General features: G+C 34.3%; 8 protein-coding genes and 1 pseudogene. All 9 read right to left on the bottom strand.

All coding sequences use genetic code 11. The annotated features are described in order from the left end of the window. The 9 genes and pseudogenes from ACOMA7_RS03200 to ACOMA7_RS03160 all read right to left on the bottom strand — a co-directional run bounded on the left by ACOMA7_RS03200 (position 1) and on the right by ACOMA7_RS03160 (position 15,006). Positions 1-1,515: a hypothetical protein gene (locus ACOMA7_RS03200; protein WP_421391932.1), complete on the bottom strand. Its 1,515-nt coding sequence runs from the start codon at positions 1,513-1,515 to the stop codon at positions 1-3. 105 nt (positions 1,516-1,620) lie between these two features. Then, on the bottom strand, positions 1,621-2,958 hold the full coding sequence (locus ACOMA7_RS03195; protein WP_421391929.1) for an FAD-dependent oxidoreductase: 1,338 nt from the start codon (positions 2,956-2,958) through the stop codon (positions 1,621-1,623). 221 nt (positions 2,959-3,179) lie between these two features. Continuing rightward, positions 3,180-3,992: a CPBP family intramembrane glutamic endopeptidase gene (locus ACOMA7_RS03190; RefSeq protein WP_263506552.1), complete on the bottom strand. Its 813-nt coding sequence runs from the start codon at positions 3,990-3,992 to the stop codon at positions 3,180-3,182. A gap of 78 nt (positions 3,993-4,070) precedes the next feature. Then, complete coding sequence (locus ACOMA7_RS03185; protein ID WP_421391926.1) at positions 4,071-8,420, bottom strand: glycoside hydrolase family 70 protein; 4,350 nt, start codon at positions 8,418-8,420, stop codon at positions 4,071-4,073. A gap of 233 nt (positions 8,421-8,653) precedes the next feature. Then, entirely contained in the window at positions 8,654-13,360 is a 4,707-nt protein-coding gene (locus tag ACOMA7_RS03180; RefSeq protein WP_421392079.1) for a glycoside hydrolase family 70 protein, read from the bottom strand. 48 nt (positions 13,361-13,408) lie between these two features. After that, positions 13,409-13,516: pseudogene (locus tag ACOMA7_RS03175) on the bottom strand (KxYKxGKxW signal peptide domain-containing protein); the annotation flags it as partial. Positions 13,517-13,651: 135 nt separating this feature from the next. Further along, a complete protein-coding gene (locus ACOMA7_RS03170) occupies positions 13,652-13,873 on the bottom strand; it encodes an IS3 family transposase (RefSeq protein ID WP_421391924.1) in 222 nt (73 codons plus the stop codon). 60 nt (positions 13,874-13,933) lie between these two features. After that, positions 13,934-14,497, bottom strand: coding sequence for an IS3 family transposase (locus tag ACOMA7_RS03165; RefSeq protein WP_421391921.1), 564 nt, complete (start codon positions 14,495-14,497; stop codon positions 13,934-13,936). Between the two features lie 20 nt (positions 14,498-14,517). Continuing rightward, entirely contained in the window at positions 14,518-15,006 is a 489-nt protein-coding gene (locus tag ACOMA7_RS03160) for a helix-turn-helix domain-containing protein (protein WP_421391919.1), read from the bottom strand. Positions 15,007-15,014: the final 8 nt, after the last annotated feature.

The following is a 15,014-nucleotide window of genomic DNA, read 5'->3' as shown; positions in this document are numbered from 1 at the left end:
CTATTTTCTTACGTATAGGTCAATCCAACCTTCACTATGATCTTGATTGTTGAATCTCATGTGACGAAGTCTGATGTAGTGTTCCTTTAGGAATTTAGTATCAGCTTTCCATAGTCTCCAGCCCTTACGGTACTTGGTAACTACGAATTTGTATTTTAGTGAATGTAAGTAATCACGTTGTGCATCATACATTGGTCTGTATGTGATGTTATTTCTGATAAAGAAACGATTATCAGCATGGGTTCTCGTGTAGGTGTATAGACCCACGTCTAGGAATCGGTAGTTCAATAATGACTTATCCTTAGACTTATTGATGATCTTTGAATATTCATATTGATATGATTGGCTAGGCTTTGAGTAATGTAAGCTTGTACGGTAATTTCTGTTTGTAACAAAGATTCCCAATAAAGCAATTACGGATAATGCCCAGATTAAATACTTCTTGTTATATAGATACTTATCGACTAGTAATCCTAATTCGAACAAGTAGAAGATGATGAATGGTTCACACGCGAATAGGTAGTATGAAAAACTAGCGCCACCAACTTCGTAAGTTGCTAGGATATCGATGAAGACAATTAGGACAAGTAATACCTTGTTACTATCGTGCATCTTGGCTTCACGCATGTATCTAACCACCGCACAAATGAATAGTGCAATCATTAGGTAGTAAACAGTTCGAATAATCACTAGGTGATGTGAAAAACCAAATGTTGGGTATTCCATCTTAAAAAGCGTGTATGCGAACGATGCGTTTTGCACATGGTAATGTGTCAAGTTTAGGTAGAAGTAGTCGTTAAATAGGAATTTTAAGGCTCCTGTGGCCCAATAAAGAATAATGATTGGTAATGTAATGGATAAGAATCCGATTAACGCGTCTAAGATGATCACAAACAACTTTTTAAAGCGTTTAGTGAATAGACATGCTAAACCAACATAAATAAAGAAAATTACCCATGGAATAACTAATGAATATTTAATCCAAAATAGAATTGCAACAAAGCATCCATTAACTATGTAGTAACGACGTGGCATTTCAAACCAGTTGTATTGAATACATGAGTATAGCAAGATTAATACAAAGGTCATAGCGTATTCTTCTGGTAAGTCACCATAGTAGAAAATACGGCTGGTAAATGCCAATGGGATAAATAAGAAGCTACAGAACATTGCTGTTCTAGCACTTAATTTCATTGATAGAATTCTGTTAATGTACGCGATATCTAGGAACAACAACAATGATTCAATTACATAGATAAATGTAAATGAGTTGTATGAAAAGATTGCATTCGCGGAATGAATTAAGTAAATTAATGGTCCCCTATTATCAAATAAATCTTTATAGGGAAGTAATCCGTGTAGTAATCCTTTTCCAACAGTATACATTGTATTCGCATCTACTGATCTGTTAAATTCGTAGAACGGCGAAGCTGTTGTTAAAAAGAACATACAAACAAAACTAATCACTAACATCAAAATATTCTTAGCGGTTAGTCTATTTATAATTTTTTTCATTTTCTCACCTCATCTTGTAATAATAATCCAATAAAAATAAAATAGCTATAAAAAAATTCCCTAAAATGAAATTTTTAGGGAATTTTTCAACTTTAATTAAGAATTTTACTTTTCTCCTTGCGCTTGAGCAGCTTGACCCAAAATGTTTAGGTAGTGGAATGGACGGTCAAAGTTTGGTTGGAATAACATATCAACCATTGCTAAGTCATCGATTGTGTTCTTGTTTTGGATAAGAACTGATAATGTGTTAGCTGATTGAGAAATGTCGTAACGACTCATTAATGATCCACCTAAGATACGACGAGTGCTTGGGTCGTATACTAGTTCCATTAATACCTTTTCAGTTGTTGGCATGAATTCTGGACGGTAGTTATCTTCAACAACTACTGAGCTTGCCTTCATACCTTTTCTTTCGGCCATACCAACTGTCATACCAGTTGAAACTATTGCGTAATCGTATAGTTGTAAACCAGATGATGATTGAGTACCCATGTACTTAGTTGTTGGCTTTTCAATGTTTTGGCCAACTAGAATACCTTGACGAACAGCGTTAGTTGCTAGTGGAATGTATTCGTTAGTTTCACTTGGGTTGAAGTGCACAGCAGCACTGTCACCGGCAGCGAAGATGTCTGGGTTTGATGATTGCATGTATTCGTTAGTGATGATAGCACCGTTATCCATCATATCAACCTTACCAGTTAATAGTTCAGTGTTTGGTTGGAAACCAACACATAGGATAGCCATGTCAGCCTTAATGTCGTGATCACCAGTTGATAATGTTAATTCGTCATCACCTGAGAACTTTTGAACACGAACACCTAGTTCTAGTTTTACGTTGTGGTCAGCGTATAGTTCTTCAATCTTGTCAGTGAACTTCTTGTCGAAGTACTTTGATAGTACGTGGCTGTCACTGTTAATCAAAGTAGTTTCGTGACCGTGGTTTGAGAATGCTTCTGCTAATTCAGCACCGATGTAACCAGCACCAACAACGGCGATACGCTTGTGGTCCTTAGCCTTTTCAAATAGGATTTGAGCATCGTGCCAGTTCTTGCAGAAGAATACGTTCTTGTTATCGCGACCTTCGATTGGAGGAAGAACGGGACGTGAACCTGTTGTCATAACAAGCTTGTCGTACTTATCAGTAAATACGTCATGTGAATCCAAGTTTTCAACTTCGATTGTCTTAGCGTCAGTATCTACAGACTTAACACTGTGTAGCATTTTAACGTTTGCACCTAAATCAGATAGTTCCTTAGGGGTTGAGTAGAATAAACCTTGAGGATCCTTAACCTTACCATCTAGATATAAAGCGATACCACATGATAGGAATGAAATGTTGTCATTTCTTTCGTATACAGTAACTTCTGCATCTGGGTGTTCTTTTAAAATTTGTTTAACAGCGAATGTACCTGCATGTGTACAACCAATAACAATAACTTTCATATTGTAATACCTTCTCTATTCTGTAATTTTTCGTTTATATTTTCTTTACACCTCTAATTATATGTATTGTGAATAAAAACACAATAATTTTATTTGTCCTTAAGATAAATTTAACATTTTATATATTAACAGTAGTTATAGAGCCTTCTAACTTTGTGTAACATCTCACTGATTTGACAAATGTATAAAAAAACAACGGAATTATTCCGTTGCTTAAGCTTTTAAAATAGTAGATCTTTCTTACCTTGCTTACGATTATAGACAAGTAGTGATAGATATGATGATACAAGGCCAATTACAAAAATCGCAATTGATAAGATATCAACCGTATTGGATGTTGCTGTATTGGCATAGATTGAATGCATTGAAAAAACAAATGAGGAGTAATCCATCGCCGCATGAAGCAGGATAGATACCCAGATATTTTTACTTACATAGTAGACAGTCGCTAATACAAAACCTAACCCGGCTGCGTAAATTACTTGGTTGGTAGTGTCCCAGAATGGTGATACAAAGTAATTCAACATGTGAAGAGAGCCAAAGACAATACTTGAGAAGAAGATACTCTTCATAACTGGGTATTTTTTAAAGCCCTTTAACATGGCACCCATCATGACACCACGAATAGAGATTTCTTCAAACATCCCCACAAACAAAGCTTCAATCAATCCAATTGCAAACGCTAAAACGATGTTGAAGGCATTCATGTGGTATAAAAGACTCTTCCATACGATTGTGTCGCTGGCGACTGTGATGTTCATAACGGTTAGCACAATCATTAGCCAACCATCTTTAAACATGTGCATGTAGCCGCCCTTTTGATGTAAGACGTCAATCTTCCATTCACGTTTAGCATATATCAATAGCGCAATCGCAAATACCGCTCTTAGGATTCCTGGATCCATTTGACCAATCACCTTATGCGCGGTGGTATAAATGTTGAAATTGATTGAGGTCATCCCTACAAGATTCAATGCAATAAAATCGATCAGCAATACCCAAAAAGTGATTGCCCACATCTTTCTTAATTTCATATTATTTCCTCGCTTTAATTGATGAAAACATCATAACACACAAAAAAAGAATGCCAAAATGACATTCTTTTTTATTGATTACTTACGCTTATTAAACTTTGAAATGTAAGCATTAAATTGTTTTACAGATGCTTTTAAGTCTTTCAAAGCTTTTGTAGCCTTTTTGTATGTTGCTTTGTTTTTCTTAGAGTTGTATCTCTTAACTGCTTTCTTAGCAGCAGATACTTTCTTTGCTTCAGCCTTTACAGCTTTTTTCTTGGCAGCTAATTGTTTCTTAACGGCCTTTAAATCCTTGGCACTAACAACTTTACCTGTCTTGAAGTTAATAGTTCCGTTCTTTCTTACATTGTAAGTTACGGATTTAAATTTAGCAGTTCCAGATGTCTTCATCTTTCCACTACCATCAAATGAATAGTAGTGTCCTGAAACCTTATGAACACCTGGGTTAGCATGGTTCTTAGCATTTAATAAGAACTTACCAGCAGGAATAACAACTAACTTATTAGGAGCGTAGATAGCACCATTCTTAATGGTAATCTTCTTACCCTTGTACTTAAATGTCTTAGTTACCAATTGTGCATTAGAAAGAGCATAGTATGATAAAGTCTTATTCTTGTTAACAATAACTGTGTTTCTAGCTTGAGCACCATTGCTGTAGAAGAAGTATTTCTTACCATTAATAGTTTGATGACCCTTAACAAGGTATCCTGACTTGTTGGCATAGTACCAGTTGTTGTTGTAACCAAAGAATTGGTTCTTAACAAGGTTACCTGATCCTGCAGCAAAGTATTGAGTACCCTTCTTGGTAGTTACCATACTATCTTTTAGTTGATAACCATTTTGATCGAAGTATTGGGTAACCCCACCTGTGGTCATAAATCCTTTGTATACATATCCATTCTTATCAATGTATACAACTTGACCAATATTGTTACTTACATAGTAACCAGATGTTTGAGCCTTTACACCATTTGCTTGGTAATAAGTCATGGTACCATCACTATTCTTAAGCATTGCATCTCTGACGTTCATACCATTTGGTAAGAAGAAGTATTGGTAACCATTGATAATTGTTGGCTTAGTTACGAAATTACCTTGAGCATCAACGTAGTACCAGTTACCAGCATCATCCTTTAAGAATGAGTTAGTAGCAACGTATCCACTTGGTGTAACGTATCTTTGTTGACCATCAATAGTAGTTAAACCATAGTTAACACTTTGACCTAGAAGTTCCTTAGGTAATACAGTTGCCTTGATTCCAGGGTTGTCTGATGTAAGAACAGTGAAGTATCCAGCACCGTATGAGTTACTTAATACGTATTCAGCACCACGACCTTGGATGTTAGAACCGTTTAGATACTTAGCATCCCATGTCTTAATCTTAGTTGATGGATCAATTGTCTTACCAGTTGATACTTGTTTAGTTGTAAACAAGTCTGGGTACATCTTTTGTAGATCACTTAAGAATTCTCCACCATACTTAGCTTGGTAATCAGTACCTGAACCTTGACTGTATGAGTCATATAGCATGTTAATTAGGTTAGTCTTGTCGTTAAGAACACCTAATTGGTTTACACGAGTTGCAGAAACAACTTGTTGTTTTGGCAACATGTAAAGTTGATCTGGAACAAAGTCCATCAATACCTTAAGTTTTTGTGCATGCAATGCCTTAATTGCAGTAGTTAATTGTTCAGCAGTACCGTACTTAGTTGGCGTGTTAAATCCTAGGTCATATCTATCATTGAATGAGTATCCATTTTGAACAGTTGAATCTAGGAAAGTACCGTCATTAGTTGAACGGTATTGTGGTGGCAATTCGATGTTAGTGAATCCTAATCCACTGAACAATTTACCTTTCTTAGCAATTACAACGTTTGAATATTGTGATTCCTTAGTTGGCATGCTTTGGAAGTTAGAGAATGCTTCAAAGATAACATTGGAATCTAAAGCTGCGTTTGAGTGGTATGACTTGCCATCCTTAGTAGTCTTTGTACTTGGAGCAGTTCTAACGTCTTGTTTTGCAGATGCGCCAACTGGTACCCACATTGATAAGTAACCAGATACTTGTGGGTTCGCATATCCCTTAATAGCTGAACCAGTAAGAACTAAGCGACCCTTTGAATCGGTGTAGATAACACTCTTCTTAGCACTCTTATCAGTAGCATAAGTAGCAATACCCTTCTTAGTTGTATTAACTAATGGTCTGTATGCTTGGTTCTTGTGGGCAGCACCCATGTAAATAACAACCTTATCCTTCTTACCTAACTTAAGTTTAGGATTGTTACTTTCAATCACAGCGATACCAGATGTTCTAGTGTGCTTAGTACCCTTAGCAGTAACAGAGTTAGCACCCTTACCAAAACGAACTGATACTAATACCTTGTTCTTACCGTTGTTAACGGCTACGGTCTTCATAGCTTGACCACCAGCTACATATTTAACTCTACCCTTTAGCATTGCGCTAATTGAGTTGTAGTATGGTGTCTTTGTTGCCATAAATTGACCGTTATCAGTGTACAAGTCACCATAGTAAACACGTGGTGTTGTATCCTTGTTGGTTAACATTAAGGCGTAAGCAGCAGGAATGTTGTATTGTGTGTACTTCTTGTTAGTACTCTTTTCATCAGCATTGTAAATCTTAAATGCTTTGTTAATTTCATCCCATGTTGGGTTCAATCCATTAGCAGTTGGGTTGATCTTATCTTGAATAATTTGAGCAATAACGGTTTGAACACCGGCATCATGGGCTCTTACGATTGAATAGTTAGGAATAGCAGTATTGTATGTGCTATCTTTTCTTCTATTAACAACACCGGCTGTAATTAACTTGGCAATATCTGTACGGCTCTTAGGATCATTAGTTAACGCATTAGCTAGCGCATCCTTGTAACCACCATCGATGGTCATTTGGTTAGAACCTTTGTCTTTTAGATATTGAGGATCATTAGCACTCCAGTCTTCTAGGATGGCTAAATGATCATTAGCATTTTTATCATTTTTGTTGATTCCATATGCATCTTTATAGTAATCAGCAATGATGTCTAAAATATCTGAGTTCATGTTATCAACGGCATCAACACGAACACCGTCAAAGTTAGCATTCTTATCATGTTGGGTGATGCTACCGAAGTTCATCATGTAGTGTAGCCAGTTAAGTGTTTCGGCTTGAACAGTTGGGTTTGAATTATCCACATCATTAGCTAGTAAGAATTCGTAACCTATGTAACTAGTTTTATTATAGTTCAATACACCATTTTGTTGAGATGGGTTTCTATTGATTAGACGGTAGTTAGAGTTAGCATTTGGTGTTTGAGCATTGTTACCATATACCAGTGAACCACCTTGGAATCCATCGTTTAAGTCGTAGTTTTCACTAGTCATGTTCCATTGTGATTGAGCATTTACAAAATTAGTGAAAATTGACTTAATCTTATCAACGCTACCGTTGTTTTCTTGAATATTTTTTTCGATATTTAATCTTACAGTGGCAGCTGCAGCATTCAATTGATCAGAAGTATTGTTTGAACTGAAACTACCAGAAACTAATCCTTGTTGGCTCATGTAGTTTAAGTAATCAATTTCTACTTTTTGTGTTGGCCACCATACACTTAATAGTGGTCTAAAATCATTTGAATTTGAGTCTCTCCACTCGTTATCATTTACTTGAATTTGCTTTGGACGATACCATGAATCGGCAGTAATAAATCCATTAACATTAGTGATATTCTTATCATCTGCTGAATAGATAGCGGTCTTGTCTGATGCGGCAATGTTACCTGAAGCAAACTTACTTGTTACGTCAGTTAATGCACCATCAGGTCCAAAGTAATATACTGTTGAGTTATCAACAACTACTTGTGACTTAAGCTCAGCGTTATTATCAAAGTAGTAAGTCTTTCCATCAACAACTTTTGTATGTGCCTTAAATTCATCTGAAGCATTTGAAGCAATAGTCTTATTGTTTTCAGATGATTCGTCAGTAGTAGCTGGTGCCTTTGAACTTTGTTGTTCGTTTGCACCAGCAACTGTTACAGATGATGAATCAACTGTTGACTTAGTTGTGGCATTAGAAGTTGCTGTAGATGACGGCGCAGCTGAAGAAACTACAGTTGAGCCACTACCGCTGTTCGCGTTGGTACTAGCACTTGAAGAAACAACTGAAGATGCAACTTGTCCTGATGTGCTTGGTACTGAATTGCTACCTGATTGAACGTTAGCGCTACTTCCTAATTGAGTAGAAACACCACTACCCTGTTGACTAACTGTTGGTGTTGGTGTTGATGTTGAGTCAGCTTTAGCAGATACATTATTGTTAATTCCTGTTAATGTAATAACAACGGCTCCGGTCATGATTCCGGCAGTAATCCATTGTTTTCCAGATTTATACATTTTAAAATGTAATTTTCTTTCATTATTACTGAAATTCATATTTATCCTCCATATATATTTTGATATACAACAATTGAAATTATATCAAAAAAAAACTGAAAAAATAAGCAGTTTTTAATATTATTTTAAGAAATTTAATAATTTACATTTATTGAAATAATAGTTTTATAATTGTAATAATTGTAATGATACGACATAAAGACACATTATATAAAAAGGCACAACCAATAACGTTTTCGTTTTATTGGTTGTGCCTTTATTTATAAATACTCTTACTTAGCTTTTTTTATAGAAGATTTACTTGCGATTACAAAACGGTTATATCCTAAATCAAAGTATGACTTCTTATTTGACAAAATAAGTTTCTTCACTTTAATTACTGATCCTTTTTTAATCTTCTTTACTACTTTTTTACTATTTGGTTTCAATGAATTATATACGGAAGTTGATTTGATAACTTTAACCTTTTTCCCTATTTTATCGAAATCATAATAATATCTTTTAGTGTAATTACCAGTCAAGTTTAGATAAGTTTTTTCTGCATCGTAATATTTTTTCAATGCATCGTTATACTTCTTTTGACTTTGCTTTGTCTTCTTTTTAGCAAGTGCTTTTTTAGCAGTATTTAACGCAGATTTAGATTTATCTAAATCTTTTTTCTTAATTACCACGTAAGATTTCTTAGCATTACGATATTTGTTTAAAGCAATACTATATTTCTTCATATTAACCTTATTATTTTTCTTAGAAAGGTTTTTCTTAGCAGCGTTTAGTTCTTTTGCAGCCTTTTTATATGATGAAACCACAGACTTATTCATCTTCTTTTGTGCATTTTCATAAGACTTCAATGCCTTTTTATATTTATTAATATTAGTTTTATTTGGCTTCTTATCTACCAACTTTTTAGCTTCTACTAATGATTTTTTGGCATTGTCATATGCAGCATCTTCTTTAGATACTTCTTTTGATTTTTCATTAGATGTTTTGGTGTCTGTTTTTTCTGAAGGCTTTCTTACATCGTTTGATTGATTTTTGTTTTCATTCTTAGATTCTACTGACACTGAATTTTGATGATTTTGAGATTCTACTGAAGCTGAATCTTTATTGTTTTGAGATTCAACTAATGGTGAATTTGATTTTTCTTCGGATTGATTGTTATTAGCTTGTTGACCGCTTGGTTGTGAATCAACATGCTTAGCATCTTTTACAAGATGACCTAAATTAGCATCATAATATGCCCAAGAACCATCGTTATTTTGCACCCAGTTACCCTTAACCTGTTTACCATCAGCATCAAAGTATACATTTTGTCCATCGATAAATTGAGCACCCGTTAACATGGTACCATCATTAGCATTGTAGTATGAATAACTACCATCAGTGTTAGCTACCCATCCACCTTTAACTTGCACTCCAACATTATCAAAGAATACATGTCTTCCGTCTACTAGTTGAGAACCTACCAAAAGTTCACCGCTATTTTTGTCATAGTATGAATAAGTTCCATCTGGATTTTCTACCCATCCACCTTTAACTTGAATACCATTGTTATCGAAAAATACTCTTTGATCATTAACAATTTGTGCTCCTGTTAATTTATCAAAACTGTTATTTGCATAGTATGACCAGGAGCTATCTGGATTTTCTACCCATCCGCTTCTATAAGTTAAGCTCGTAGGAAGAGTAGAGTCATCACCACTTATCTTGAAGTAAGCGCCAGTGTTCCAGTCTTTTAGAACATATCCCATACCACGACCAAGAATATTGGTACCATTCATATACTTAGCTGACCATTCAGTAATTGGTTGATCAGAAGGAATTGCAGAACGTTCTCCATCAGTCATAACAAGTAAATTAGTGTCGTAATTCTTACTATTATATTGATATTTTTCCGAATTAAACAAGCTAGGATATTCATTATATAAATTTTGTAAGAATGCCCCACCATATTTCTTTTGGTAATCACCACCACCAATAGTATTAACAACATACAACTGATTTCCAAAAGGTAACGAAACTGTATTTCCTGTAAATCCTGCTCTAACTGCAGACACGACTTCTTGACCTGGTAAATTATATAACTGATTATAAACTACGTCTGCCATAACCTGCATACCCTGTGCATGAAGTGCTTTAATAGCGTTTCTTAAATCAACATCTGTTCCATATTTAGTCGGTGTTCCATAACCTAAATCATATCTGTCAGAGAATGCATATCCGTTATTAATGGTAGCATCGACAAATGTATGATCACTGCTTGATCTATATTGTGGTGGAAGTTCAAAGCTTGTTATTCCCCAGTCCTTAAACAAGGATGCATTTTTTGAAATTACAACATTTTCATATTCATTTTCATTTGTTGGTTCTGGTTGAAAATTTGAGAATGCTTCAAACATAACATTAGAATCTAAATCAGCTCCTGAATGAAGCACCTTACCATCATTAATAGTTTTATTGCTAGATTCAGTTCTAGCGTCCTGGTTATCAGCGGCTCCAACTGGTACCCATGCTGCAACATATCCAGCAACTTCAGGATTTAAAACTCCCCTAACGTTTGTATCTGACTGCCCATTAATTTCTTTATTACTAAACACCAGATCACCATTGTCATCAGTCTCAGCAACAGGTGCATTTTCATCCGAAGTATAATTTTTAATTCCATCATTTGTCGTTAGCATCAATGCACGGTATTTTTGGTTTTTGTGAGCGGCACCCATGTGCAATACAACGGTATCGCCATCACTCAAAACTTTATTTTGGTCATTTCCTACAATCAAACCAATACCTTCATTACGTGTTTCATTATCACCAGCGTCACTTACGCTGTTAGCACCCTTCCCAAATCTTACACTTTCTAAGAAATTATTCTTATCAACAGACATTGATTGTCCACCGGAAACATATTTTTTTCTGGCATTAAGAAGAGAAACAATATCATCATAATAAATACTCTTATTCTGCATAAATTGTCCATCATCTTGATACATATCACCATAATAAATACGAGGAACCGTACCTTTATTTGTTAACATAATTGCGTAAGCACTTGGAATATTATAATCATTATATTTCTTTTCTGAGCTTCGTTGATCATCATAATATAATTTTAAACCTGCAGATAGCTGAGAGGGAGTGAAGTTGGTCCAATCTTTAATTCCTGTCGCATCAACAATAGCCTCTCCAACTCTATCTTGTATATCCTTATCATGTGCATGAACAATTGAATAATTAGGTTGACCAGATTCTTGTGAATTATCATTATGGTCAGCAATAACAACCCCAGTATCAACTTCTTTTATAAAATTATTCATATCTTGGGGAGTTCTATCATTGTGTATTAATCCATATGATATTGTCCTAAATGGTGATTCAACTAATTCATCATTATTAGTTGATGTTGTTCCAGCGTCAACACCCGCTTCGACAATTGATAAATGACTATTAGCATTAGCTGAACTCTCAGTTAAATTATATTTTTGTCTCATGTAGTCATTACTTCGTTGCACAATGTCATTATTTATAAATGCATAAGCATCTATTCTAATACTATCAAAATTTGCATCTGGATCATTTGCAGTGATGGAGCCAAAATTTGTTAAATAATATAGCCAATTTAAATCTTCTGCTTGAACCGCTGGATTTGAATTATCTACGTCATTAGCAAGTAAAAAATCACATAAATTATTCGAAATTCTATAATCAGAATTAGTATTTGGAGTTAAATCACTATTAACGTATTTAAGATAACCATTTTGTAGTAAAGCATCATCTTGACCAGGTGATTCTGAAGAAATATTCCAAACATATTGTTGATTAACAAATGACGGGTGATCACTATCTCCTGTAAATAAAAGATTATTTAGCCAGTCAGTATTACCTTTTTGTGATATTTTCTTTTCAATATTTACTTGAGCGCTCTGGGCGGCTTGATTTAAAACTTGTTGATCTGATTGCAATGTATAAGTAACACTTTTATCTAAAAGTCCATTGTCTTGCATCAATTTCAAATAATTAACTTGAACATCCTTATTTGGCCACCAAGCGGTAATCATTGGACGCAAGTCATTACTATTGGAATTTCTCCATGTTGTACCGTTATCGAGAATTTGTTTTGGTCGATACCAAGTATCTGCGGTGAAAAATCCATCTACTACATTTTTGTAATCACTTGGATTTACACTATTTGCAGCGTTACGTTGTGAAAAATCATTAACGGCACTATTGCCTGTATTTGTGAACAAGTATGTTCCGTTACCACTTGCATCAAAATAATATGTGACACCATTAGCAATCACTTGTTTATTTTTAACTTGATCACCAGTAGAAGGATCATAGTATTGTAATGTTCCATTATTAACTGTTAATCCTTTTACTACATTTTTATTACTATCTAATAATTTATTATCACTATAATTGTTTGAATTTACAACTTGATCAACTTTACCAACTAAGTTTCCCTTGTTTGGATCAAAATAGTAGTCGGCTCCTCCTACTTGAACCGCTCCACCCTTTAGTTGAAGTCCAGTTGATTGATCAAAATATTGAACATTACCATCGATAGTGGCAATTCCTTTTACTTCAGTATTGTCAGTAGCTTTATAAATCCAACCATTTTCATTATTGACGTTAGATTCAACATAATTTCCACCTGAGTAGTTATCTATCTTATGTCCTTGACCACTACCACTATCAAAATAATAGTTATTATTATTAACATTTACGATATCACCCTTTGCTTGAGTTCCATCATATTCATTAAAGTATCTTAGTTGGTTGTCACTATCTTTATAAAGTCCCTGTATGTTTTTATTTTGTTCAACATACTTCCAAGTTTGACCGTTATCTCCAGTTGAATATGTACCATCTTGAGGAAGTGTTGCAATTTGATTGTCATCATTTGAATTATTAGTACTAATACTATTTGATGAATCTTTTGAATTATCAGAAACTGATGTAGTTGCTCGTGTAGTGCTTTGCACATCTGCCTTTGCTGTTATTCCACCATTAATAATTGAAGAGCCACTGTATATTGCAACTGATACAACAGCTGTTGTTAAACCTGCAACAACCCAATGCTTTCCAGATTTATACATTTTAAAACGAAGTTTTTGTTCACTATTATTATTATTATTCATAATATCCCCCATCTTGAAATTATTAAATAGTTATAGATTTATTGTAACAATATTCTTATATGATTAAAATGCAATTAGAAATATTTTATCAAAATAAAAAAAGACATGACCTGAACCCCTAAAATTGGAGGATGGTTATGCAATTTTCTGGGAGGAATTGTTCCGGTATTCAACCGGTGACATTCCTCCCAGTTTTTGTTTTATACGATAATTGTTGTAATAGGATATATATTCCTTAACCGCTTGGTTAAGGGAATTATAATCTTTAAAATTATTATTATGAACAGTGCCGACCTTTAATTGATTAAAGAAGCTTTCTATGCATGCATTGTCTAAACAAGTAGCTTTTCTACTCATACTTTGAAACACTTTATTACTTTTTAAAACATTGATATATCTACCGTTTTGATACTGAAATCATTGATCTGAATGAACAGTCATTCTGTAATTAGTTTTGGGACGTAGTCCCATTAATTCATTCAATGGAGAAACTACAAAATCAACGTTTGGGTGTAATCCTATATTCCAAGAAATTATTTCACCGTTGTATAAATCCATAAACGCTGTGAAATATGCTCTTTCTAAGGTTGTTTTGTTTCCCCATCTAAGTTCAGTAACGTCTGTAACTATCTTTTGATATGGTCGATCTGTTTTAAATCTTCTTCTTAGTCTATTGCTTGCGACCTTGCCACAAGTTCCTTTATAAGAATTATATTTTCTAATTTTTCGTTTATAACTATCACATAAGAGTCCTTCGTTCTTCATGATACGAAGGACTTTTTTATGATTAATATTATATCCTCGGCGTTTCAATTCAATAGTTACTCTTCTATATCCGTAATCTTTAAATTCGTTTCTAATGACTTTCATCTCACTGATGACCTCTTGGTCATCAACTTCGTACTCACGTTGACACGCATCGTAATAACTACTACTAGACATCTCGGCAATATCTAATAACACAAATAATGGAACGTTCATTTCTCGCCTTAACTCATTTATTATTTGCGCTTTTTCTTTATTGGTGATTTTTTGCTTTGAATCAAGGCGTCCAATTTTTCCAAGTATGCAACCTTAGCTTGTAAGTATGTTACTTGTTGTTCAAGTTGCTTATTCTTTTCTTCCAATGACATATCTTTATTATTTTTCATTTTGGGCGGTCTTCCTTTAGGTTTATTTAGGCGACCTTCAGCTGCTAAGCGTTCCCATTGATATATCACAAAAGGAGCGCTTATTCCGAAATGCCGTGCGGCATTTGTTAAAGATTCATGATTTTTAAGTCGCCAATTTATGACCTTTATTTTAAATGAATATTCATAATATGTCTTTGTATTTTTTGAGAAATATTCAATTCCAAATTGTTCAACTTTTCTGATCCATTCATAAAGGGTCGCAGACCCTTTAATACCATATTTATTAGTGATTTTTGTAAATCCTAAACCATTATAATAATCTTTAATGGCAGCTAATTTTAATTCTTTAGAAAACATAAAAGAAC

The sequence above is a fragment of the Apilactobacillus intestinapis genome (genome assembly GCF_049166695.1).
Lineage (GTDB): Bacteria > Bacillota > Bacilli > Lactobacillales > Lactobacillaceae > Apilactobacillus > Apilactobacillus kunkeei_C.
The sequence above is the reverse complement of the archived record's forward strand: the minus strand, read 5'-3'. Positions and strand labels throughout refer to the sequence as shown.

Excerpts from the sequence above, each read along its gene's own strand:
- ACOMA7_RS03160 (WP_421391919.1), bottom strand. The coding sequence starts at position 15,006 with ATGTTTTCTAAAGAATTAAAATTAGCTGCCATTAAAGATTATTATAAT.
- ACOMA7_RS03195 (WP_421391929.1), bottom strand. The coding sequence starts at position 2,958 with ATGAAAGTTATTGTTATTGGTTGTACACATGCAGGTACATTCGCTGTT.
- ACOMA7_RS03170 (WP_421391924.1), bottom strand. The coding sequence starts at position 13,873 with ATGAGTAGAAAAGCTACTTGTTTAGACAATGCATGCATAGAAAGCTTC.
- ACOMA7_RS03185 (WP_421391926.1), bottom strand. The coding sequence starts at position 8,420 with ATGAATTTCAGTAATAATGAAAGAAAATTACATTTTAAAATGTATAAA.
- ACOMA7_RS03190 (WP_263506552.1), bottom strand. The coding sequence starts at position 3,992 with ATGAAATTAAGAAAGATGTGGGCAATCACTTTTTGGGTATTGCTGATC.
- ACOMA7_RS03200 (WP_421391932.1), bottom strand. The coding sequence starts at position 1,515 with ATGAAAAAAATTATAAATAGACTAACCGCTAAGAATATTTTGATGTTA.
- ACOMA7_RS03165 (WP_421391921.1), bottom strand. The coding sequence starts at position 14,497 with ATGAACGTTCCATTATTTGTGTTATTAGATATTGCCGAGATGTCTAGT.